General features: G+C 56.3%; 25 protein-coding genes. 13 read left to right on the top strand and 12 right to left on the bottom strand.

The window, feature by feature from the left end:
- The first annotated feature begins 1 nt into the window (after nt 1).
- The 5 genes from cyoB to HFD97_RS00655 all read left to right on the top strand — a co-directional run bounded on the left by cyoB (nt 2) and on the right by HFD97_RS00655 (nt 5,328).
- Nucleotides 2-1,984, top strand: coding sequence for a cytochrome o ubiquinol oxidase subunit I (cyoB, locus tag HFD97_RS00675; RefSeq protein WP_167431167.1), 1,983 nt, complete (start codon nt 2-4; stop codon nt 1,982-1,984).
- Entirely contained in the window at nt 1,984-2,601 is a 618-nt protein-coding gene (locus tag HFD97_RS00670; protein ID WP_009091720.1) for a cytochrome o ubiquinol oxidase subunit III, read from the top strand. Before cyoB ends, HFD97_RS00670 begins: the two co-directional genes overlap by 1 nt.
- Entirely contained in the window at nt 2,601-2,930 is a 330-nt protein-coding gene (locus HFD97_RS00665; RefSeq protein WP_008924889.1) for a cytochrome o ubiquinol oxidase subunit IV, read from the top strand. Before HFD97_RS00670 ends, HFD97_RS00665 begins: the two co-directional genes overlap by 1 nt.
- Nucleotides 2,931-2,943: 13 nt before the next feature.
- Complete coding sequence (gene cyoE, locus HFD97_RS00660) at nt 2,944-3,831, top strand: heme o synthase (protein WP_009091722.1); 888 nt, start codon at nt 2,944-2,946, stop codon at nt 3,829-3,831.
- A gap of 132 nt (nt 3,832-3,963) precedes the next feature.
- A complete protein-coding gene (locus tag HFD97_RS00655) occupies nt 3,964-5,328 on the top strand; it encodes an MFS transporter (protein ID WP_167431168.1) in 1,365 nt (454 codons plus the stop codon).
- A 227-nt stretch (nt 5,329-5,555) separates the two neighbouring features.
- Here HFD97_RS00655 and HFD97_RS00650 read toward each other — a convergent pair whose 3' ends face one another.
- On the bottom strand, nt 5,556-6,047 hold the full coding sequence (locus tag HFD97_RS00650) for a YajQ family cyclic di-GMP-binding protein (protein ID WP_009091726.1): 492 nt from the start codon (nt 6,045-6,047) through the stop codon (nt 5,556-5,558).
- A gap of 135 nt (nt 6,048-6,182) precedes the next feature.
- On the opposite strand from HFD97_RS00650, the gene panE reads away from it, so the two are divergent.
- Both panE and yajL read left to right on the top strand, forming a co-directional pair.
- Nucleotides 6,183-7,103 carry a 2-dehydropantoate 2-reductase gene (gene panE, locus HFD97_RS00645; RefSeq protein ID WP_167431169.1) on the top strand — a complete coding sequence of 307 codons (921 nt, stop codon included), beginning with the start codon at nt 6,183-6,185 and terminating at the stop codon, nt 7,101-7,103.
- Nucleotides 7,057-7,653 (top strand): protein deglycase YajL, encoded by a 597-nt coding sequence (yajL, locus tag HFD97_RS00640; RefSeq protein ID WP_167431170.1) that lies wholly within the window; start codon nt 7,057-7,059, stop codon nt 7,651-7,653. Before panE ends, yajL begins: the two co-directional genes overlap by 47 nt.
- A gap of 51 nt (nt 7,654-7,704) precedes the next feature.
- Here yajL and thiI read toward each other — a convergent pair whose 3' ends face one another.
- Nucleotides 7,705-9,153, bottom strand: a complete 1,449-nt coding sequence (gene thiI / locus HFD97_RS00635) for a tRNA uracil 4-sulfurtransferase ThiI (RefSeq protein ID WP_009091733.1) — start codon at nt 9,151-9,153, stop codon at nt 7,705-7,707.
- A gap of 232 nt (nt 9,154-9,385) precedes the next feature.
- On the opposite strand from thiI, the gene xseB reads away from it, so the two are divergent.
- The 4 genes from xseB (at nt 9,386) to HFD97_RS00615 (ending at nt 13,467) form a co-directional block, all read left to right on the top strand.
- Nucleotides 9,386-9,628 (top strand): exodeoxyribonuclease VII small subunit, encoded by a 243-nt coding sequence (gene xseB / locus HFD97_RS00630; protein ID WP_009091735.1) that lies wholly within the window; start codon nt 9,386-9,388, stop codon nt 9,626-9,628.
- Nucleotides 9,628-10,527 carry a (2E,6E)-farnesyl diphosphate synthase gene (gene ispA, locus HFD97_RS00625; RefSeq protein WP_140028171.1) on the top strand — a complete coding sequence of 300 codons (900 nt, stop codon included), beginning with the start codon at nt 9,628-9,630 and terminating at the stop codon, nt 10,525-10,527. Before xseB ends, ispA begins: the two co-directional genes overlap by 1 nt.
- A gap of 19 nt (nt 10,528-10,546) precedes the next feature.
- Nucleotides 10,547-12,412, top strand: coding sequence for a 1-deoxy-D-xylulose-5-phosphate synthase (dxs, locus tag HFD97_RS00620; RefSeq protein ID WP_167431171.1), 1,866 nt, complete (start codon nt 10,547-10,549; stop codon nt 12,410-12,412).
- An 80-nt stretch (nt 12,413-12,492) separates the two neighbouring features.
- A complete protein-coding gene (locus HFD97_RS00615) occupies nt 12,493-13,467 on the top strand; it encodes an aldo/keto reductase (protein ID WP_009091739.1) in 975 nt (324 codons plus the stop codon).
- Between the two features lie 51 nt (nt 13,468-13,518).
- On the opposite strand, the gene pgpA is transcribed toward HFD97_RS00615, so the two are convergent.
- The 6 genes from pgpA to nrdR form a co-directional block, all read right to left on the bottom strand.
- A complete protein-coding gene (pgpA, locus tag HFD97_RS00610) occupies nt 13,519-14,058 on the bottom strand; it encodes a phosphatidylglycerophosphatase A (protein WP_072052699.1) in 540 nt (179 codons plus the stop codon).
- The gene (gene thiL, locus HFD97_RS00605; RefSeq protein ID WP_046101351.1) at nt 14,003-14,980 is read right to left on the bottom strand and encodes a thiamine-phosphate kinase; all 978 of its coding nucleotides are present in this window, start codon (nt 14,978-14,980) and stop codon (nt 14,003-14,005) included. The genes pgpA and thiL overlap by 56 nt, the downstream gene beginning before the upstream one ends.
- A gap of 55 nt (nt 14,981-15,035) precedes the next feature.
- The gene (gene nusB / locus HFD97_RS00600; protein ID WP_009091744.1) at nt 15,036-15,455 is read right to left on the bottom strand and encodes a transcription antitermination factor NusB; all 420 of its coding nucleotides are present in this window, start codon (nt 15,453-15,455) and stop codon (nt 15,036-15,038) included.
- A 19-nt stretch (nt 15,456-15,474) separates the two neighbouring features.
- Nucleotides 15,475-15,945: a 6,7-dimethyl-8-ribityllumazine synthase gene (gene ribE / locus HFD97_RS00595; RefSeq protein WP_009091746.1), complete on the bottom strand. Its 471-nt coding sequence runs from the start codon at nt 15,943-15,945 to the stop codon at nt 15,475-15,477.
- A 90-nt stretch (nt 15,946-16,035) separates the two neighbouring features.
- On the bottom strand, nt 16,036-17,136 hold the full coding sequence (gene ribD, locus HFD97_RS00590) for a bifunctional diaminohydroxyphosphoribosylaminopyrimidine deaminase/5-amino-6-(5-phosphoribosylamino)uracil reductase RibD (protein WP_154928018.1): 1,101 nt from the start codon (nt 17,134-17,136) through the stop codon (nt 16,036-16,038).
- A 3-nt stretch (nt 17,137-17,139) separates the two neighbouring features.
- Entirely contained in the window at nt 17,140-17,589 is a 450-nt protein-coding gene (gene nrdR, locus HFD97_RS00585; RefSeq protein WP_009091750.1) for a transcriptional regulator NrdR, read from the bottom strand.
- Between the two features lie 185 nt (nt 17,590-17,774).
- On the opposite strand from nrdR, the gene lysM reads away from it, so the two are divergent.
- Nucleotides 17,775-18,212, top strand: coding sequence for a peptidoglycan-binding protein LysM (lysM, locus tag HFD97_RS00580; RefSeq protein ID WP_009091752.1), 438 nt, complete (start codon nt 17,775-17,777; stop codon nt 18,210-18,212).
- 16 nt (nt 18,213-18,228) lie between these two features.
- Complete coding sequence (locus tag HFD97_RS00575; RefSeq protein ID WP_167431172.1) at nt 18,229-18,807, top strand: DUF3251 domain-containing protein; 579 nt, start codon at nt 18,229-18,231, stop codon at nt 18,805-18,807.
- A gap of 60 nt (nt 18,808-18,867) precedes the next feature.
- Here HFD97_RS00575 and secF read toward each other — a convergent pair whose 3' ends face one another.
- From secF to tgt, 4 genes are read right to left on the bottom strand one after another with little or no spacing between them, the layout of a single operon-like run.
- Nucleotides 18,868-19,836, bottom strand: coding sequence for a protein translocase subunit SecF (gene secF, locus HFD97_RS00570; RefSeq protein WP_009091756.1), 969 nt, complete (start codon nt 19,834-19,836; stop codon nt 18,868-18,870).
- Nucleotides 19,837-19,846: 10 nt separating this feature from the next.
- Nucleotides 19,847-21,694: a protein translocase subunit SecD gene (gene secD / locus HFD97_RS00565; RefSeq protein ID WP_009091758.1), complete on the bottom strand. Its 1,848-nt coding sequence runs from the start codon at nt 21,692-21,694 to the stop codon at nt 19,847-19,849.
- 25 nt (nt 21,695-21,719) lie between these two features.
- Complete coding sequence (gene yajC, locus HFD97_RS00560) at nt 21,720-22,052, bottom strand: preprotein translocase subunit YajC (protein ID WP_009091760.1); 333 nt, start codon at nt 22,050-22,052, stop codon at nt 21,720-21,722.
- Nucleotides 22,052-23,200 (bottom strand): tRNA guanosine(34) transglycosylase Tgt, encoded by a 1,149-nt coding sequence (gene tgt, locus HFD97_RS00555; RefSeq protein ID WP_009091761.1) that lies wholly within the window; start codon nt 23,198-23,200, stop codon nt 22,052-22,054. The genes yajC and tgt overlap by 1 nt, the downstream gene beginning before the upstream one ends.
- Nucleotides 23,201-23,215: the final 15 nt, after the last annotated feature.

Genomic DNA, 23,215 nt, shown 5'->3' with positions numbered 1-23,215 from the left:
GATGTTCGGAAAATTAACACTGGATGCAGTGCCGTACCATGAGCCGATTATCATGGTCACGGTCGCCGGTATCATTTTAGGTGGTCTGGCACTGGTTGCCGCCATCACCTATTTTGGTAAATGGCAATATCTGTGGTCTGAATGGCTAACGTCTGTCGACCATAAAAAACTGGGTATCATGTACGTCATCATGGCATTCGTCATGCTGCTGCGTGGTTTTGCTGATGCCATCATGATGCGTACCCAACAGGTAATGGCGTCGGCCGGTGAAGCGGGCATTCTGCCACCGCATCACTACGACCAGATCTTTACGGCGCACGGCGTCATTATGATCTTCTTCGTGGCGATGCCTTTCGTGGTTGGCCTGATGAACATCGCCGTTCCGCTGCAGATTGGTGCACGTGACGTTGCGTTCCCGTTCCTGAACAACCTGAGCTTCTGGTTTACCGCGGTCGGTGTGATCCTGGTTAACCTGTCGCTGGGTGTGGGCGAGTTCGCGCAGACCGGCTGGCTGGCTTATCCGCCACTGTCCGGCGCGGAGTACAGTCCCGGTGTCGGGGTCGACTACTGGATCTGGAGTCTTCAGCTCTCCGGTATCGGTACGACCTTAACCGGTATTAACTTCTTCGTGACCATCCTGAAGATGCGTGCACCGGGCATGAGCCTGTTCAAAATGCCTGTCTTTACCTGGACTGCGCTGTGCACCAACGTCCTGATCATCGCTGCGTTCCCGGTTCTGACCGTGACCCTGGCGCTGTTGACCCTTGATCGTTATCTCGGCTTCCATTTCTTCACCAATGAAATGGGCGGGAACATGATGATGTACGTCAACCTGATCTGGGTCTGGGGTCATCCGGAAGTGTATATTCTGGTTCTGCCGGTCTTTGGTGTGTTCGCAGAAATTACCGCGACCTTCTCCAAAAAACGTCTGTTTGGCTACACCTCACTGGTGTGGGCGACCATCGCGATCACCGTACTGTCGTTCATCGTCTGGCTCCACCACTTCTTCACCATGGGTGCGGGTGCGAACGTTAACGCCTTCTTCGGTATCATGACGATGATCATCGCGATTCCGACCGGGGTTAAAATCTTTAACTGGCTGTTCACTATGTACCAGGGTCGCATCCAGATGCACTCTGCGATGCTGTGGACCGTTGGCTTCCTGGTAACCTTCTCTGTGGGGGGTATGACCGGCGTACTGCTGGCCGTTCCGGGTGCTGACTTCATTCTGCACAACAGCCTGTTCCTGATTGCACACTTCCATAACGTTATCATCGGTGGTGTTGTCTTCGGTTGTATGGCGGGCGTGACCTACTGGTTCCCGAAAGCCTTTGGCTTTACCCTGAACGAAACCTGGGGCAAACGCGCCTTCTGGTTCTGGATCATTGGCTTCTTCGTTGCCTTTATGCCGCTGTACGCGCTGGGCTTCATGGGTATGACCCGTCGTCTGAGCCAGGATATCGATCCACAGTTCCACCCTCTGCTGGTGGTCGCTGCGGTCGGTGCAGGTCTGATTGCAATGGGTATCCTGTGTCAGCTGACCATGTTCTACGTTTCGGTCCGTGACCGCGACCAGAACCGTGATCTGACCGGTGACCCGTGGGGCGGTCGTACGCTGGAGTGGGCAACCTCTTCACCACCACCGTTCTATAACTTTGCTGTCATCCCGCATGTGCATGAGCGTGACGCTTTCTGGGAAATGAAAGAGAAAGGCGAAGCGTACAAGCAGCCGGAGTCGTATGAAGAGATTCATATGCCGAAAAACAGCGGTGCTGCACTGGTTATCTGTGCGTTCGCGACGGTAATGGGCTTCGCGCTGATCTGGCATATCTGGTGGCTGGCAGGTCTTTCATTCCTCGGCATGATCGTTACCTGGATCGTGAAGAGCTTCGACGAAGACGTGGATTACTACGTTCCGGTTGCTGAAGTTCAGAAGATTGAAAACCAGCACTTTGACGAAATCAGCAAAGCAGGTCTGAAATAATGTCAACTGAAACTCTGATTAAACATCACCACGACGCCCATGCGGAGCATGGGCATCACGATGCAGGAGCCAATAAAGTCTTTGGCTTCTGGATCTACCTGATGAGTGACTGCATTATCTTCGCAACCCTGTTTGCGACCTATGCCGTCATGGTTAACAACACTGCCGGTGGCCCGGCAGGTAAAGATATCTTTGAGCTGCCGTTTGTTCTGGTAGAAACCGCCCTGCTGCTGCTGAGCTCCATCACGTACGGCATGGCTGTTATCTCCATGAACAAGGAGCAAAAAGGTGCCGTTATCGGCTGGCTGGCGCTGACCTTCCTGTTTGGTCTGGGCTTCATCGGCATGGAAATCTATGAATTCCATCACCTGATTGCGGAAGGCTTTGGTCCGGATCGCAGTGGCTTCCTGTCTGGCTTCTTTACGCTGGTCGGTACCCACGGTCTGCACGTGACCTCGGGTCTGATCTGGATGCTGGTGCTGATGTTCCAGATTTCTAAACGTGGCCTGAACGCGACTAACCGCACCCGTATCATGTGTCTGAGCCTGTTCTGGCACTTCCTGGACGTGGTCTGGATTTGCGTCTTCACCGTTGTTTACCTGATGGGAGCCATGTAATGAGTCATTCTGTTAACGAACATGGCGCTTCACACGGTAGCGTGAAGTCCTACATGATCGGCTTCATCCTCTCTATCATCCTGACGGCGATCCCGTTCTGGATGGTCATGGATGGCAGTGCATCTCACGGTACTATCCTCGGTGTTGTTCTGGTCTGTGCGGTCATCCAGGTGCTGGTTCACCTGGTTTACTTCCTGCACTTAGACAGCAAATCTGAGGGTGGCTGGAACATGGTAGCCATTGTTTTCTCGGCCATCATCATCCTGATTGTCGTAGTAGGCTCACTGTGGATCATGTGGAACCTCAACTACAACATGATGCCTCACTAAAGAGTCACGCGTAATGTTTAAGCAATACCTGCAAGTTACAAAACCAGGAATTATTTTCGGGAATTTAATTTCTGTGATCGGCGGATTCCTGCTGGCCTCTAAAGGCAACACGGATTACGCCCTGTTTCTCATCACCCTGGTGGGCGTGTCACTGGTGGTTGCATCGGGTTGTGTTTTCAACAACGTGATCGACCGCGACATCGACATCAAGATGGAGAGAACCAGGAATCGGGTGCTGGTAAAAGGCCTTATCTCCGCGAAAGTAAGCCTGGTTTATGCCACTGTGCTGGGTATTGCTGGCTTTGCGTTGCTCTACTTCGGTGCAAATCCGCTGGCCATGTGGCTGGCGGTGATGGGCTTCGTGGTTTACGTGGGCATCTACAGTCTCTACATGAAGCGTCACTCCGTTTACGGTACGCTGATTGGCAGTCTGTCGGGTGCTGCACCGCCGGTTATCGGCTACTGTGCGGTATCCAATGAGTTTGATGCCGGTGCCTTAATCCTGCTGGCGATCTTCAGCCTGTGGCAGATGCCGCACTCGTACGCGATTGCCATCTTCCGCTTTAAAGATTACCAGGCGGCGAATATCCCGGTACTGCCGGTGGTGAAAGGGATCTCCGTAGCAAAAAATCATATTACGCTCTATATCCTGGCGTTTATGATTGCCACGCTGATGCTGACGCTGGGTGGCTATGCCGGCTACAAATATCTGGTGGTGGCCGCTGCGGTCAGCGTCTGGTGGCTGGGCATGGCGTTATCCGGTTATAAAACCGCTGACGATCGTGTCTGGGCACGTAAACTGTTTGTCTTCTCTATCGTGACGATCACCGCGCTGAGCGTGATGATGTCGGTAGATTCGATGGCTCCGGCCTCGAAGGACCTGCTGACTTACGTCTGGTAACGGACACCGTAAGAGCATGAAAAGGGCGCGATTTTCGCGCCCTTTCTTTTTGTTACGACTGCTTAAAAACTATTGTTTTACCCGCCCTGCCCCGCCCCCTAGAATAAATGCAGCACATTAACAGAGGTTGGAATGAACGATAATAAAATGACTCCGGTGGAGCTGCGTGCCACATGGGGCCTCGGTACGGTCTTTTCCCTGCGCATGCTGGGAATGTTTATGGTCCTGCCGGTACTGACCACTTATGGCATGGCATTACAGGGCGCGAGTGAAACGCTGATCGGCCTGGCGATTGGTATCTATGGCCTGACCCAGGCGATTTTTCAGATTCCTTTTGGTCTGCTTTCCGATCGCATCGGGCGAAAGCCGTTGATCGTGGGCGGACTGCTTCTGTTTGTTCTGGGTAGCGTTATTGCTGCCTGCACGGACTCTATCTGGGGCATTATTCTGGGCCGTGCGCTGCAGGGCTCCGGCGCAATTGCCGCGGCCGTGATGGCGCTGCTCTCCGATTTGACGCGAGAGCAGAACCGCACCAAAGCGATGGCCTTTATCGGCATCAGTTTTGGTGTCACCTTCGCGATTGCGATGGTCGTCGGTCCGGTCGTTACGCACGCGTTAGGGCTGCAGGCACTGTTCTGGATGATTGCGATCCTGGCCTCGCTGGGTATCGTCATCACGCTGCTGGTGGTGCCATCCACTCCGCATCATGTGCTGAATCGTGAATCAGGCATGGTCAAAGGCAGCTTTCGCAAGGTGCTGGCGAATCCGCGCCTGGTGAAGCTGAATATCGGTATTTTCTGTCTGCATATCCTGCTGATGTCGAGCTTTGTTGCCTTACCGGGGCAGTTTGAGCAGGCGGGTTTCCCGGCTCCGGAACACTGGAAAGTCTATCTCTCGACCATGCTGATCGCCTTTGCGGGCGTGGTGCCGTTCATCATTTATGCCGAAGTGAAGCGTCGCATGAAGCGCGTCTTTGTGGGCTGCGTCGGGATGATCGTTATTGCTGAGATCGTGCTGTGGGGTGCGGAAGGCCATTTCTGGACGCTGGTCGTTGGGGTTCAGCTCTTCTTCTTCGCTTTCAATCTGATGGAAGCCATTCTCCCTTCGCTGATCAGTAAAGAGTCGCCTGCCGGTTACAAAGGAACGGCGATGGGCATTTACTCTACCAGCCAGTTCCTTGGCGTGGCCGTTGGCGGCAGCATGGGCGGCTGGGTGTTTGGTCATTTCGATGCACAGACCGTGTTTATGGTCGGCGCAATGGTGGCTGCGGCCTGGCTGTTTGTCAGTATGACGATGCAGGAACCCCCTTATGTGAGCAGCCTGCGCATTGTGCTGAGTGACGCGGCACTGGCTTTGCCGAATCTGGAGCAGCGCCTGAAAGCGCAGAAAGGGGTGAACTCCGTGTTTATCGTGCCGGAAGAGAAAAGCGCGTATATCAAAATTGACAGCAAGGTCACCAGTCGGCCAGAGCTGGAAGCGCTGCTGGGGAGTTGCTGATAAAAGGCCGGTTTGCCGTGGTAGTGTTGAGATCGGGCTGGCTCAGGGAACAGGGTCAGATCGGAAAGTCGCAAAAGCCGCACCCCTCTTACAGACGACTCATAAATTCAAAGGCTTAGGGAACCAGAACGTAATCATCCAGACGACATCCGGTTCGATAACAAAAAACCCGGCCTGAGCCGGGTTTTTCATAACTGCCTTCAGGCCCAAAAAACAGCCTGTCCCGCTTAATCGCGGAAGTTTTTAAACTGGAACGGCTGTCCAAGATTGCTGCCGCGCACAATCGCCATTGCGCTCTGCAGATCATCGCGCGCTTTGCCGGTCACTCGTAACGCTTCACCCTGAATCTGGGTCTGTACTTTCAGCTTACTGTCTTTGATCAGCTTCACCAGCTTCTTCGCTACGTCGCTCTCAATGCCCTTCTTCAGTTTGGCATCGACCGCCCAGCTTTTACCGCTGTGCTCAATCTCTTCCGGCACCTCTAAGGCACCGCCTTCAATCCCGCGCTTCAGTAACTTCTCACGCAAAATATCGACCAGCTGTTTAACCTGGAAATCAGACTCGCTGGTGATTTTAATGGTTTCATTCTTTTCGTTGAGCTCAAACTCGGCGCTCACGTTGCGGAAATCGAAGCGGGTAGACACCTCACGGTTGGCATTCTCCACCGCATTGCGAATTTCCTGCAGATCGACTTCTGAAACGATATCGAAAGATGGCATCTCTTCTTCTCCTGACGCTAAAGTGACATGCATAATACGCGTCTTACGGTGCTAAATAAAATCAGGCTGTGCACGACGCTATACTCATGGTGTGACAGTAAATAATAAATGGATAGCCCGCCAGCGGGAGGCAGTATGAAAATTACCGTGTTAGGGTGCGGTGCTCTGGGTCAGGTCTGGCTGACAGCGCTCGCCCGTCAGGGACACGAGGTGCAGGGATGGTTGCGGGTGCCGCAGCCCTATTGCTCGGCCAATGTCGTCGACCCGGAAGGCAACATAGCCAACCGCACCTTCATCGCTAACGATCCGCTGTTTCTGGCGGAAAGCCAGCTGCTGCTGGTTACGCTAAAAGCGCCACAGGTATCGCCCGCCGTGAAAAATCTGGAAAGCGTTCTGCCGGAAAACTGCCCGGTGCTGCTGCTGCATAACGGCATGGGCACGCTGGAGGAGCTTAAAGGGTTAACTCAGCCGCTACTGCGCGGCGTCACGACGCACGCCGCGATGCGTGATGGCACCGTCATCAGACATATCGCCAGCGGCATCACCCACATCGGCCCCGGTAACCGCAAAAGCGCTGCTTACAGCGATCTGGCCGACATCCTGCACCATGCTCTGCCCGATGTCGCCTGGCATGACAACATCCGTGCGGCCTGCTGGCGCAAGCTAGCGGTGAACTGCGTGATCAACCCGCTCAGCGTGGAATATGAGTGCCAGAACGGCGCGCTGCGTGCGTATCCGGAACAGATTGCGCAGTTATGCGAAGAGATCAGCTGGGTCATGGAGCGTGAAGGTCAGAACGTAGCCAGCGAAAGCCTGCAGGATATTATCTTCGACGTGATTGAAAGCACGGCGGCGAACACCTCTTCCATGCTGCAGGATATCCGTGCGCAGCGGCTCACCGAAATCGACTACATCAGCGGCTTTTTACTGCGCCGCGCCCGGACGCACGGCCTGGTGCTGTCGGAGAACACCCGTCTGTATGACATTGTAAAACGCAAGGAGTCCCATTATGACCGCGAACGCATCGGTGCTGGTTTGCCTGGCACATGGCAGTGAAGAGATCGAAGCCGTCACCACCATCGACCTGCTGGTTCGTGCCGGGCTGAACGTCGTCACCGCCAGCGTCGAAAGCGATGGCAGCCGGGAGATCGTCTGCTCACGCGGTGTCCGCCTGCTGGCTGACGCCCCGCTGGTCGAGGTCGCCGACAACGATTTCGCCGCCATCGTCCTGCCCGGTGGCCTGAAAGGCGCGGAGACCTTCCGTGACAGCCCGCTGCTGGTCGAAACGGTGCGTCAGTTTCATCTCAGTGATAAAATCGTTGCGGCGATTTGCGCGGCGGCAGGTACGGTGCTGGTTCCCCACGATCTGTTCCCTGTCGGAAACATGACCGGCTTTCCCGGCTTAAAAGAGACCATTCCGGCGGAAAAATGGATGGAGCGCCGCGTCGTCTGGGACCCGCGGGTAAAACTGCTCACCAGCCAGGCACCCGGCACGGCCATGGATTTTGCGCTGAAGCTGATCGATCTGCTGGTGGGAAAAGAAATGGCGCGCGACGTTGCCGCCCAGCTGGTGCTGGCACCCGGCATTTATGACTATCAGGCGTGATCAGGTTCATCAGTCAGACCCCGACAGGGTCTGACTGACCGTAAGCCAGCACTACGGGCGGTAGACTTTCACGTTCTTAAAGCCCTGCTCATGCAGATAGAGGGCCTGCAGACGGCTCATCACGCCGCGATCGCAGTAAAGCAGCCAGGTGCGGTTCTGATCGAGATCGCCAAACTGCGTGCTGAGTTTGTAGAACGGCAGTGATTTCACCTCCGTGGCCTTCAGCTCAAGCGGATTCTCTTCCTGCTCGTCGATGGCGCGGATATCCAGCACCACGTCGTTTTCACTCAGCAGCGCGACGGTTTCAACTTCCACCACCTCCTCTTCTGTCTGCTCAGCGATGGTGCGGATATCGACATTGGTCGCCTCTTCCACCACGCGATCCAGAATCGTGAAGTCGAAATTCTGCTCTTCTGCCTCGATCTTCGCTTTCACCGCCTTCACTGTCGGGCTTTTGGAAATCACCCCACAATATTCCGGCATGGTACTGGCAAAATCTTCGGTGCCGATCTCCCGGGCGACTTTGATGATGTGCTCTTTGTCGTGAGAGATCAGCGGACGCAGAATCAGCGTATCGGAGGCGTTATCAATCAGACGCAGGTTGGTCAGCGTCTGGCTCGATACCTGCCCGACCGCTTCACCGGTGACCAGCGCCTGTACGCCGTAACGCTCAGCCACGCGGGAAGCGGCACGCACCATCATGCGCTTCAGCACCACGCCCATCTGACCGTCATCCACTTTTTCCAGGATCTCACCGACGACCGGCTCAAAATTGATCGCCACAAAACGCACCCGGTGCGAACGGCCAAAGCGGTTCCAGAGATAGTGCGCGACCTGACGGACGCCAATCTCATGGGCGGCGCCGCCAAGATTAAAGAAGCAGTAGTGTACGCGGCTGCCGCGGCGCAGCAGCATGTAGCTGGAGACGCCGGAGTCAAAGCCACCGGAAATCAGCGACAGCACATCTTCCTGTGTGCCGATTGGGAAACCGCCCAGCCCCTCATAGCGTGCGGTCACCAGCGTCAGCTGATTCTCGTCCACTTCGAGATTAACCGTTACCTCCGGGTTTTTAAGCTGCACACGGGCGCTTTCGATGTGCTGGTTCAGCCCGCCGCCCACATAGCGCTCCACATCCTGCGAACTGAAGCTATGCTTACCACGACGTTTAACCCGAACGCAGAAGCTCTTTCCTTCGAGGCTGTCGCGATACTGCGCTAAGGTCTGTTCGAAGATGTGATGAATATCGGTGTACTCGCGATCTTCAACCGCTAAAACGTGATGAATCCCCGGAATGCGCGTCAGTTCATCGGGAATAATGTCCCGCAGCGCGTCGTTTTTTGAGCGCACTTCAATGTGATCCCAGTAACGCACAACGGCGATGTCGTCGCTGACGGTTTTCAGGACGTTACGGATATTGCTGGCAAGAATCTTGATAAAGCGCAAACGCACCGACTGACTCTTGATGGTGATTTCAGGAAATAACTTGATGATAAACTTCATGGCGACACAGCTTCGTTGGGCAAATAAGTGCTAAAAGAGGCAGCACTTAGCTGGTAAAATCACAAAATTGCGGGCTGCAAGGCGCAACCGCATCCGAGGCGCGGGAGTATATCACCTTTGTCAGGTGACTGCTTCTTCATCAGCTGCCGCATTGATTATTTTGCTAATCATAGGGTCTCAGCTACCATGACCGATTGCGAGATAATGTCCCAACCGTGAGTCGACACGAAATATGCCGAAAAAAGCCGAACAGCCAGCCAGCTTCGAAACGTCATTGCAGCAGCTGGAGCAGATTGTCAGCCGTCTGGAAAGTGGTGAACTGCCGCTGGAAGAAGCCCTGAACGAGTTTGAGCGCGGCGTGCAGCTGGCGCGGACAGGCCAGCAGACGCTGCAGCAGGCTGAACAGCGTGTCCGTATTCTGCTGAACGACGATAAAAACGCCGACCTCACTGCTTTCACGCCGGAAAATGACTAATGGATTTTGTCCGATTACTCGACGCGTATCAGCAGCAGGTCAACGCCGCGCTGACGCGTTTTATAGCGCCACTTCCTTTTCAGAGTTCTCCTCTGGTTAATGCCATGCATTATGGGGCATTATTGGGCGGTAAACGCCTGCGCCCTTTTCTGGTCTACGCGACCGGTGAGATGCTCCGCGCCGACCCGGCGAGTCTGGATGCGCCCGCCGCCGCGGTTGAATGCATTCATGCGTACTCTCTGATTCATGACGATCTCCCTGCGATGGATGACGATGCACTGCGTCGCGGGCAGCCGACCTGTCACATTAAATATGGCGAAGATACGGCGATACTGGCAGGCGATGCCCTGCAGACGCTGGCCTTCTCAATTCTGACTGACGCAGCCATGCCGGGTGTCAGCGCGGAGTACCGGCTGCGGATGATCTCTGAACTGGCAAACGCCAGCGGCGTGGCCGGCATGTGCGGCGGTCAGGCGCTTGATCTGGCGGCAGAGGGTAAATCGGTGGATCTCGATCAGCTGGAGCAGATCCATCGCCACAAAACGGGCGCGCTGATCCGCTCAGCCGTCCGCTTAGGTGCTTTTACCGCAGGCGATGCGGGCCGTGAAGCCCTGCCGCTGCTCGACCGCTATGCTGAGGCTATCGGTCTCGCGTTTCAGGTGCAGGACGACATCCTGGACGTGGTGGGTGACACCGCCGTTATCGGAAAACGTCAGGGTGCCGATCAGCAACTGGGCAAAAGCACCTATCCTTCACTGTTAGGCTTAGAAAATGCCCGTGCCAAAGCGCGGGATTTGTATCAGGAAGCCCTTGATGCTCTGGAATTGCTCGCTGCGCACTCCTATAACACCACAGCACTGCAGGCGCTGGCGAGCTTCATAATTGAACGCGACAAATAACTTCCATAATGAGTCTCTGATGAGTTTTGATATTGCTAAATACCCGACACTGGCGCTGGCAAACACGGTTCAGGAGCTGCGTGCCCTGCCGAAAGAGAAGCTGCCTGCACTGTGTGATGAACTGCGTCAGTATCTGTTAGACAGCGTGAGCCGCTCCAGCGGCCATTTTGCATCGGGTCTGGGCGTTGTCGAACTGACTGTCGCGCTGCATTATGTCTACAACACTCCTTTTGACCATCTGGTGTGGGATGTGGGTCATCAGGCTTATCCGCATAAAATTCTGACCGGTCGCCGCGATCGCATCGGCACCATCCGTCAGAAAAACGGCGTGCATCCGTTCCCGTGGCGCGGCGAAAGTGAATATGACGTGCTGAGCGTCGGTCACTCGTCGACCTCCATCAGTGCCGGTCTGGGCATGGCCGCGGCGGCAGAACGCGAAGGTCAGGGTCGTCGCACCGCCTGTATTATCGGCGATGGGGCTATCACCGCAGGCATGGCGTTTGAAGCGATGAACCATGCCGGTGATATCAAACCGGACATGCTGGTGATCCTCAATGACAATGAGATGTCGATTTCCGAAAACGTCGGCGCGCTGAATAACCGTCTGGCGCAGATCCTGTCAGGTAAAACCTACGCGCGACTGCGTGAAGGCAGTAAGCGCGTACTGACTAACCTGCCCCCGATTAAAGAGCTGGTTAAGCGTACGGAAGAGCACCTCAAAGGCATGGTGGTGCCGGGAACGCTGTTTGAAGAGTTAGGCTTCAACTACATCGGTCCGGTTGATGGCCACGATGTCCTGACGCTGGTCAATACGCTGAGTAACATGCGCAACCTGAAAGGGCCGCAGTTCCTGCATATCATGACGAAGAAAGGGAAAGGCTACGCCCCGGCAGAGGAAGATCCGATTGCCTGGCACGCCGTCCCTAAATTCGATCCGGCCATTGGCGAACTGCCGAAAAGTGCCGAAGGTCTGCCGAGCTACTCTAAAATCTTCGGCAACTGGCTGTGCGAAATGGCCGCCGACGATCCGAAGCTGATGGCGATTACCCCGGCGATGCGTGAAGGCTCCGGCATGGTGACCTTCTCCCGTGAGTTCCCGCAGCAATATTTTGATGTGGCGATCGCCGAGCAGCACGCGGTGACCTTCGCCGCCGGTATGGCGATTGGCGGTTATAAGCCGATCGTGGCCATCTATTCCACCTTCCTGCAGCGCGCCTACGATCAGCTGATCCATGACGTCGCTATCCAGAAACTGCCGGTCCTGTTTGCTATCGATCGCGGTGGTATAGTCGGCGCGGACGGTCAGACTCACCAGGGCGCATTTGATCTCGCCTATCTGCGCTGTGTGCCGGAGATGGTGATCATGACGCCCAGCGACGAAAATGAGTGCCGTCAGATGCTCTACACCGGCTATCACTATCAGGACGGGCCGAGCGCCGTGCGTTATCCGCGCGGCACCGGCGTTGGCACCCCACTGGCACCGCTACAGAGCCTGCCGCTGGGCAAAGCCGTGGTGAAACGTCAGGGTGAAGAACTGGCGATTCTGAACTTCGGTACGCTGCTGCCGGAAGCGGCCGCTGCGGCGGAAGCGCTGAATGCGACCCTGGTCGATATGCGCTTTGTGAAGCCGCTGGATGAGGCGCTGATTGCTGAACTGGCCGCCACCCACACGTCACTGATTACGCTGGAAGAAGGCGCAATCAAGGGCGGTGCAGGCAGCGGCGTCAATGAGTTCGTCATGGCGAAACGCCTGGCTGTGCCGGTTCTCAATATCGGTCTGCCCGATGAATTTATCCCGCAGGGCACACAGGAAGAAGTGCGCCATGACTACCTGCTGGACGCCGAAGGTATCCAGCAGCAGATCACCCGCTGGCTGGCGCAGTAACCTCTCCTCTCTGCGCTCCCTCCGGGGAGCGCAACGCCCTGCTATGCTGAAACCTTTGCACTTTCGCAGGAGCCTCCACCATGAAACTGATTCAACTGGGAACCACCGACCTTCAGGTTTCGCGCCTCTGTCTGGGCTGCATGACCTATGGCGAGCCGACGCGCGGCAACCACGCCTGGACGCTGCCTGAAGCGAGCAGCCGTCCGCTGATCCAGCAGGCGCTGAACGCAGGGATCAACTTCTTCGACACGGCCAACAGCTATTCGGACGGCAGCAGTGAAGAGATTCTGGGACGGGCGCTGAAAGATTTTGCGCGCCGTGAAGAGATTGTGGTCGCCACCAAAGTCTATTTCCCCCTGAGCAACCTCTCACAGGGTCTGTCGCGCAAAAATATCCTGCAATCCATTGATGACAGCCTGCAGCGCCTCGGCATGGAGTATGTCGATCTGCTGCAGATTCACCGCTGGGATTACGAGACGCCGCTGGAAGAGACGCTGGAAGCGCTGCATGATGTCGTACAGTCGGGCAAAGCGCGCTACATCGGGGCTTCATCCATGCACGCCAGCCAGTTTGCACAGGCGTTGCAGATGCAGTCGCAACAGGGCTGGCATCGCTTTGTCAGCATGCAGGATCAGTACAATCTGATTCAGCGTGAAGAGGAGCGTGAAATGCATCCGCTCTGTCAGAAAGAGCAGATCGCCGTGCTGCCCTGGAGCCCGCTGGCGCGCGGTAAGCTGACCCGCCCATGGGGTGAAAACACCGCTCGCTCCACCTCTGATCAGGTCATGGCGAAGCTCTATGCCACCACCGAAGAGAATGATGCCGCCATTGCGCAGCGTCTGGCGCAGGTGGCAGAGAGTAAAGGCGTGACGCGGGCACAGGTCGCCCTGGCCTGGCTGCTGAGCAAACCTGCCGTCACGGCGCCAATCATCGGCGCGTCGCGTGCTGAGCAGTTTGCGGATCTGGTGAAGGCGGTGGATGTCACACTGAGTGACGACGAGATTACCCTGCTGGAAGAGGTCTATCAGCCGCATCAGGCGGTGGGATTCGAATAACCCCATCAGATGACGCCCGGCAAGGGCGTCATCTTATCGCGGGTGAGCGGATCAGCCCGCCAGCCAGACTCCGATGCCATACAGCATGGCAGCCGAAATGACCCCGGCAATGATGTCATCGACCATAATGCCCATGCCACCGTGCACGTTGCGGTCAAACCAGCGAATCGGCCAGGGTTTCCACATATCCAGAATACGGAACAGTACAAATCCCCCGAGCACCCACTGCCAGCTGTTGACCGGAATCGCCATCAGCGTAATCCACATGCCGATAAACTCATCCCAGACAATACTGCCATGATCGTGAACGCCCATATCTTTGGCGGTGCGATGACAGAGGTAAACGCCGACGCAGATGCCGACCAGCACGACCAGCGAATAGAGGTCCTGCGGCAGAAACGTCATCAGCCACCAGAACGGGATCGCCGCCAGCGATCCCATGGTGCCAGGCACCACCGGGCTTAACCCGCTGCCAAAACCGGTCGCCAGCAGATGCCAGGGATTGCTCATCCGCAGGCGGCCTTTGGCCACATCGTTATTTCGTATCAAAGTGATCAAATCCTTTATGGCGGAAGGTGGCGGGCTTGCCATTATCCAGCAGCGTTAAGCCTTCCGACTCCGGTGCTATCTGACCGATGCAGGTGTAGGGCACGCCCAGATGACCCAGCGCCACATCCAGCGCGCCGCGATTCACCTCCGGCACGGTGAAGCAGAGCTCATAATCCTCTCCCCCACTCAGCGCCCAGCGCAGAACCTGCTCGGGGTCGAAATGGTCACGCAGCGCGCCAGAAAGCGGCAGAGCATCAAGATTAAGCCGTGCGCCACAGCCGCTGGCTTTCAGCACGTGACCGAGATCGGAAATCAGGCCGTCAGAGAGGTCTACCGCAGAGGAGGCCAGCGCACGCAGGGCCTGTCCCTGCAGAATGCGCGGCATGGGGCGCAGATGGCGTTTGATCAGCGCCTCATGCACCGCCGGATCGCTGATGCGGCAGTGATGCTGCAGCAGCGCCAGGCCCGCCGCGCTGTCACCCAGCGTGCCGGTCACGTAGATCCAGTCACCCGGCTTCGCGCCGGAGCGTTTCAGTGCCCGGCCCTGCGGCACCAGACCGTGAATCGCCAGCGTCAGGCTCAGCGGGCCGCGCGTGGTGTCACCGCCCACCAGCTGCATATCGTAATACTCCAGCAGCTCAAACAGGCTCTCACTGAACGCCGACAGCCAGCTCTCATCGACCTGCGGCAGCGTCAGGGCCAGCGTCAGCCACGCGGGATCGGCGCCCATAGCGGCGAGGTCGCTGAGATTAACAGCCAGGGCTTTGTAGCCAAGATCGGCGGGATGGATATCCCGTAAGAAGTGCACACCGGCAACCAGGGTATCGGTGCTGATCGCCAGCGTCTGTTTTTCCGGCACGCTCAGTAACGCACAATCGTCACCGATGCCGAGTTCGACATCACGGCGGCTGCGTGTTCTGCGGTTGAAGTAGCGTGCGATGAGTTCAAATTCACCACAAGACATAATTACGTTCCGCTTAACCCTCTATGAAAAAAGGCCGGCAAGCCGGCCTTTTTGTTTATTTGCGATGGGGTCGAATCTGTGGACCGGCTTTATCCAGCACGCCGTTAACAAATTTATGACTGTCTTCAGCGCCGAAGACTTTCGCCAGCTCAATCCCTTCGTTGATGGCCACTTTATAGGGCACATCATCACGTTTGCTCAGCTCATACAGTGAGATGCGCAGGATCGCTTTTTCTACCTGGCCCAGCTCTTCAAGCTGACGCGACAGGTAGGGCTTCATCAGTCCATCCAGATACGCACTGTTGGTCGCCACACCGGACAGCAGTTCGCGGAAATAGGTAATGTCGACGTCTTTGACGTCCTGTTCCGCCAGAAACTGGTATTCCACATCGGCAATGTCGTTATTCGACAACTGCCAGGAGTAAAGCGCCTGAACAGCGCACTCACGGGCGCGACGACGAGCAGCAGGTTTCACAAAATTCCCCTTACAAAAATCAGGCTTTAATGGCTTTCAATACGTTGATCATTTCGAGCGCGGTCAGTGCGGCTTCCGCACCTTTGTTACCGGCTTTGGTACCGGCACGTTCAATGGCCTGCTCGATGCTTTCGGTTGTCAGCACGCCAAACGCGACAGGAATATCGCTGTTAATGGCGACGCTGGCGATACCGGAGCTGGCTTCACCCGCCACATATTCGAAGTGGGCAGTGCCACCACGAATCACGGTGCCGAGGGCGATAATCGCATCATATTTGCCGGCGTTAGCCAGCGCGCGAGCTGCCAGAGGCAGTTCGTAGGCGCCGGGAACCCAGACTACGGTGATATTGTCATCTTTGACCTGGCCGATACGTTTCAGGGCATCAATTGCACCCTCCAGCAGGCTGTCATTAATGAAGTTGTTAAAACGCGCGATAACGATGGCAACACTGGCCTCAGGCGTTGCAACAGCAGCTTCGATAACTTTCATACTTATCCTTTCAGGGGTTTATTTAGCCCCGCGCAGGGGGGCGGATTCTATCATACTCTTCGGCGGCGTGCTCTCGCTTTTCCGCCCGTGTTATTGCGGCGTCAGGGTCAGGCGTAAATCGTCTCCGACCTGACGGACATCGCTGAAACGAAAGGCAGGCGCGTCAGCCAGCTGACTGAGTCCGGGCAGGTGACACAGGCCGCGGCCTTCATCACCTAACAGCTTAGGTGCCACGTAGACGATCAGCTCATCGGCCAGTCCCGCCTGCAGCAGCGCACCCGCCAGTGTGGCGCCCGCTTCAACCCAGACGCTGTTGATCTGGCGCTGACCCAGCAGCATCATCATCGCCACCAGATCCAGCTGATGCTCGCGCTGCGGAACGGCAATTTGCGTTACGCCTGCGGGCCAGCTCTGCTGATCCGGCTGATGGCGCATCAGCCAGGTTTCTCCCGGCTGCGAAATCAGGCGATGCCCGGACGTAACGCGATTCTGGCTGTCGATAATCACCCGCACCGGCTGACGCAGCTGCTGCTCATCCAGCAACGCCTGGCTGTCCGCACTGAGTTCGGACCAGCGCACCGTCAGGGAGGGATCGTCCGCCAGCACGGTTGCGCTACTGCTCAGGATAGCCGCACTTTGCGCCCGCAGACGCTGCACATCACGACGTGCAGCCGCAGAGGTAATCCACTGACTTTCGCCGCTGGCCATGGCGGTCCGGCCATCCAGTGACGCGCCCAGTTTGAGCTGAATCCAGGGAAACCCGGTGCGCATCCGCTTGAGGAAGCCGCGATTCAGCGCCTCCGCTTCCGGCATCATCAGACCGTGGCTGACCTCAATGCCCGCCTGCTGCAGGCGGTGCAGCCCGCGACCGGCGACCTGTGGATTCGGGTCCTGCATCGCGGCCACGACCCGCTTCACACCGGCGGCGATCAGGGCATCACAGCAGGGAGGCGTACGGCCATGATGACTGCACGGCTCCAGCGTCACATAGGCGGTAGCACCGCGCGCTTTTTCGCCTGCCATACGCAGCGCGTGGACTTCCGCATGGGGTTCTCCGGCGCGCTGGTGCCACCCCTCCCCCACGACCTCACCATCGCGTACGATAACGCAGCCGACGTTGGGGTTGGGCATGGTGGTAAAACGGCCGCGTCGCGCCAGCTCCAGCGCGCGCGCCATATAGCGTTCATCCATACTTTAATCCTGTAAACGGGCGATCTCTTCGCCAAAATCCCGGATATCTTCAAAGCTGCGGTAAACCGAGGCGAAGCGGATGTAGGCCACCTTATCGAGTTTTTTCAGCTCATCCATCACCAGGTTGCCAATCAGCTTACTGGGGATCTCCCGTTCACCCGTGGCACGCAACTGGGTTTTGATATGGTTCACGGCGCTTTCCACCGCGTCGGCGCTGACCGGACGCTTTTCCAGCGCCTTCATCATCCCGCTGGCCATTTTGTCTTCATTGAAGGGTTCGCGCACGTCATTGCTTTTCACCACGCGAGGCATCACCAGTTCTGCCACCTCAAAGGTGGTAAAGCGCTCATGGCACATCAGACACTGGCGGCGGCGGCGCACCGAAGAGCCTTCACTAACCAGACGAGAATCAATCACTTTGGTGTCCACAGCGGAGCAGAATGGGCAATGCATGACGTTTCCTGACGCGAGAGTGATGGGTCAGACAGTGTAGCGCGAACTGCGAATCAACAAAATCTCTTCGTGCCTTTCAGAGGATTCACCTCTCAGGATAAACGATGCTAAATTTCGTCTGCAGCAAAAGGGACTACGCTTTAAGGGCTGCAATTGAAATTTTCCACTAACACACTGGAGGTTGTATGGGTCTGTTTAACTTTGTGAAAGAAGCGGGTGAAAAATTGTGGGATGCCGTGCATGGCGGTGATGACCAGAATAAAAAGCTGCAGGAGCACATCAACAAACTGGGATTACCCGACAGCGACAAGGTTGATGTCAAAGTGAATGGCGATACCGTCACGGTGACCGGCGATGGCCTCTCTCAGGAGCTGAAAGAGAAGATTCTGATCGCAGCGGGCAACGTCGCGGGCATCACCAAAGTGGAAGACAAGGTTACCGTCACCGACAGCGCAGCGGAGTCCGAACTCTACACGGTGAAAAAAGGCGATACGCTGAGCGCTATCTCGAAACAGGTCTACGGCAACGCCAATGAGTACAATAAGATTTTCGAAGCGAACAAACCGATGCTGTCACACCCTGATAAGATCTACCCTGGTCAGGTGTTACGCATCCCGAAATAACGGACAAGGATAACTTATGAACAGGATGGTTTGGGTTCCGGTGGCGCTCTCTCTGGTAACGCTGAGCGGATGCAGCAGCACCGCCAGCACACCGCAGGTCAGAGAGCTGCATCAGGAAGTGAATCAGCTTAATCATCAGATGCAGCACCTGACCTCGCAAGCCAGTGCGCTGGAGATTCAGGGGCAGCTGAACAGCCAGTCGCAGCAGGGAGCATGGCTGCTGCCACAGGCCAATACGCCCGTGGCGTTACAGACCCGGCTCGGTACGCTGCGACTGACGCTGTCGCCCGTCACGGCTGAAGCGAGCGGCTCGCGGGCTACCCTCACGGTGCGTTCGATGGATGAACAGCCGTTGCCTGCGCTGAACGCCACGGTAATCTGGGGTGAGCTCGATCCCGCCAGCGGCAAACCGCTCGGCAATGACACGCTGAGTCAGACCATCACCGTGCCTGCCTCCCTGCTGCCGCAGCATTCGGTCACCGTCCCGCTGCGCCTCAGCGGTCTGACACCGGAGCAGATTGGCTACGTCCGCGTGCATAACGTGACCGGCAACGTGCCGACCCAGACCCCACCTGCTGCACCGGCATTACCCTGACGGCCGGCGCAAAAAAAACGGGCAGCCCCAGGGCTGCCCGTTTTCATTTCTGTCTTGCGATTACGGCAGGATAGAAGGCTGATCTGCGCCCTCTTTCTCAACCTTCTGCACCAGCATATGTTCACGCTTCATGCCCAGCTTCAGCGCCAGCGCCGAAGAGACATAAATGGATGAAATCGTACCGATCGTCACACCAATCAGCATGGTCAGTGAGAAGCCTTTCAGCAGCGCACCACCAAAGATGAAGAGGATGAGGATCATCGCCAGTGTGGTCAGCGAGGTAATCAGCGTACGGCTTAAGGTCTGGGTCAGGGACACGTTGGTAATATCGTAAGCGCTGCCGCGACGGATCTTGCGGAAGTTTTCACGAATACGGTCAGAGACCACGATTTTGTCGTTAAGCGAGTAGCCAATCACTGACATCAGTGAGGCAACAATCGTCAGGTCGATTTCAATACGGAACAGCGCCAGCAGACCGCAGGTGATGATAACGTCATGCGCCAGTGCCAGCACGGTGCCCAGTGCCAGACGCCACTCAAAGCGGAAACCGATATAGATCAGAATCGCAATCAGTGCAGACAACAGCGCCATCGCCCCCGCCTGCGCCAGGTCGCTGCCCACGCTCGGGCCTACGAACTCAATGCGCTTAACGGTCGCGTTCTGCTGGGTGGTCTGGTTAATCACCGACACCACTTTATTGCCTATTTCGGTGCCTGCCGGACCGGTAACCGGTGCCATACGCACCATGACGTCACGGCTGCTGCCAAAGTTCTGCACCAGCGGCTCGTCAAAGCCCGCTTTCACCAGATCGCTGCGCAGCGTGTCGAGGTCGGCAGGTTTTTCCAGCGCAATCTCAATCACGGTACCGCCGGTGAAATCGAGGCCCCAGTTAAAACCGCGCACGCCCACGATCGCAATCGCAGCGACGATCAGCAGTCCCGAAATGATGAAGGCCAGCGTATCCCAGCGCATAAAGTCGACGACTTTACGCCCGTGGTTCAACTGCTCAATGTTATATTCCTGTGCCACAACGCACTCCTCAGATAGACAGCTTGTTGATGCGTTTGCCACCGTAAACCAGGTTAACAATGGCACGGGTACCGATAATCGCGGTGAACATTGAGGTCGCGATACCGATAGCGGTGGTAATCGCAAAGCCTTTGATCGAACCGGTGCCGACCGCGTAAAGAATGATCACTTTGATCAGGGTGGTCACGTTCGCATCGACAATACTGGAGAAGGCGCCTTTGTAGCCCTCATGGATTGCCTGCTGAACCGAGCGCCCGTTGCGCAGCTCTTCTTTAATACGTTCGTTAATCAGTACGTTGGCATCAACTGCCACCGCCAGGGTTAACACGATACCGGCAATACCCGGCATGGTCAGGGTCGCGCCCGGCAGCAGGGACATGATGCCGACAATCAGCACCAGGTTTACCAGCAGCGCACTGGTCGCAATCAGACCAAACTTCTTGTAGAACACCACCATGAACAGGATCGACGCGAGCAGACCCCAGAGGCAGGCTTCCAGACCCTGAGTAATGTTTTGCTGACCCATGGTCGGTCCGATAGTGCGCTCTTCCACGATCTGGATTGGCGCAATCAACGCACCGGCACGCAGCAGCAGCGACAGCTGACGCGCTTCGTTCGGATTGTTGATACCGGTAATGCGGAAGCTGTTCCCCAGGCGAGACTGGATATTGGCGACGTTAATCACCTCTTCCTGCTTCACCAGAATGGAACGGCCATTGGCATCTTTCTTACCGCTGTCTTTGTACTCCACAAACAGGGTCGCCATCGGTTTACCGATGTTGTCCTTGGTGAAGTTCGACATGATGTTTCCGCCTGCGCCATCCAGTGAAATGTTCACCTGAGGCTGGTTGTACTCATCCATGCTGGAGGTCGAGTCGGTGATGTGGTCACCGGTCAGAATCACCCGCTTGTAGAGCACGACCGGCTGGCCGTCACGCATCTTTTTGACTTCGGAGTCACCCGGCACACGGCCACTGGCGGCTGCGCTCGGATCCACGGTGGTGTTCACCAGACGGAATTCCAGGGTTGCGGTCGCACCCAGAATCTCTTTGGCACGCGCCGTGTCCTGAATCCCTGGCAGTTCCACCACGATGCGATCGGAACCCTGACGCTGAACCAGCGGTTCCGCCACGCCCAGCTGGTTCACACGGTTACGCAGAATCGTGATGTTCTGCTGAACCGCATATTCACGCGCTTCGCTGAGACGGGCATCGCTCATGGTGGCACGCAGCGCATCGCTGCCGCTGCTGTTGATCACCAGATCCTGATGACGGGAAGAGAGCCAGGAAATCGCCGCATCGCGGCTGGCGGCGTCACGGAAACGAATTTCCACACCGTAGTTCGCGATTTTATTGACGTTGGTATAGGGGATATTTTTGGCGCGCAGGTCGCTACGCAGCGTATCAGCATTCTGCTCCTGCAGTTTGCTGAGTGCGGTGTCCATGTCCACTTCCATCAGGAAATGCACGCCGCCACGCAGGTCGAGACCGAGTTTCATCGGTTCTGCTGACAGCATGGTCAGCCAGCGAGGCGTGGCAGGCGCGAGGTTCAGCGCCACGACGTAGTCTTCACCCAGCGCTTTCATGATCGCTTCACGGGCGCGTAACTGCACATCCGTATTGGCGAAGCGCGCGGTAATCGCACCATTTTCCAGCGCAACAGATTTGCTCTGGATATTGTCCTGTTTTAATGCGGACTGAATCTGATCCAGCGTCTGCTCACTGGCGGCGCTTCCGCGCGCACCAGTGATTTGAACGGCCGGATCCTCACCATAGAGGTTGGGAAGCGCATAGAGCAGGCCGACGATAATCACGACGACCAGCATCACATACTTCCACAAAGGATAACGGTTTAACACGGCAGTTCCCTTAGGGAAGAAAGAATTACAGCGCCTTAATGGTGCCTTTAGGCAGCACGGCGGCAACGAAATCACGTTTAATGACCACTTCGTTGGTGTCATTCAGCGCGATAGCGACGTAGCCCGTGTCAGAGACTTTTGTGACGCGACCGACCAGGCCACCGCTGGTCAACACTTCATCGCCCTTTGAGATGGAATCCATCAGCTTCTTGTGCTCTTTCGCACGTTTCTGCTGCGGACGCAGGATCATGAAATAGAAAATCAGACCAAACACCACCAGCATGATCACCAGAGAATACGGACTTCCCTGAGACGGTGCGCCTGCTGCGGCCACGGCGTCAGAAATGAATAAGCTCATTAAATTTCCCTCATTGATGAATTGTCAGACGTTAAAGGCGGAACTTCTTTACCCGTCCGTTGGTAAAACTCAGTTACAAAGCGCTCTAATCTACCCTCTTCGATAGCCTGGCGTAAACCAGCCATCAGACGCTGGTAGTAGCGCAAATTGTGGATAGTATTCAGACGCGCGCCCAGTATTTCGTTACAACGGTCGAGATGATACAAGTAGGCCCGGCTATAATTGCGACAGGTGTAACAGTCACACTCCGCATCCAGTGGCGCAGTGTCATCTTTGTAGCGGGCGTTGCGGATCTTCACCACGCCCTCGGTCACAAACAGATGACCATTGCGCGCATTACGGGTTGGCATCACGCAGTCGAACATATCGACGCCGCGACGGACGCCCTCAACCAGATCTTCAGGTTTGCCAACGCCCATCAGATAACGGGGTTTATCCTGCGGAAGCTGCGGACAGACGTGCTCAAGAATACGGTGCATGTCCTGCTTAGGTTCACCCACCGCCAGGCCGCCCACAGCGTACCCATCAAAGCCAATCTCTACCAGACCTTTAACCGAGACATCTCGTAAATCTTCGTAAACCGAGCCCTGGATAATGCCAAACAGTGCATTTTTGTTGCCGAGGCTGTCAAAACGGTCACGGCTGCGTCGTGCCCAGCGCAGCGACATCTCCATTGAACGTTTGGCATAGTCCCAGTCCGCCGGATAAGGCGTACACTCATCGAAAATCATCACGATGTCGGAACCGAGGTCATACTGAATTTCCATCGATTTTTCCGGATCGAGGAAGATCGGATCGCCGTTGATCGGGTTACGGAAATGCACGCCCGCTTCGGTGATTTTACGGATGTCGCCCAGGCTGAAGACCTGGAAGCCACCGGAGTCGGTCAGAATCGGCCCTTTCCACTGCATAAAGTCATGCAGATCGCCGTGCAGTTTCATGATCTCCTGACCCGGACGCAGCCAGAGATGGAAGGTATTCCCCAGAATGATCTGCGCGCCGGTATCCTGTACCTCTTCCGGCGTCATGCCTTTGACGGTGCCATAGGTGCCAACGGGCATAAACGCCGGGGTTTCCACCACGCCGCGATCAAAAATCAGACGGCCACGGCGTGCGCGCCCGTCTGTGGTATCAAGTTCAAATTTCACAAAGCCTCCATCGGA

The sequence above is a fragment of the Pantoea sp. EKM103V genome (genome assembly GCF_011800365.1).
Classification (GTDB): domain Bacteria; phylum Pseudomonadota; class Gammaproteobacteria; order Enterobacterales; family Enterobacteriaceae; genus Pantoea; species Pantoea anthophila.
Note: the sequence above shows the minus strand (reverse complement) of the source record. Positions and strands in the feature narration are given on the sequence as shown.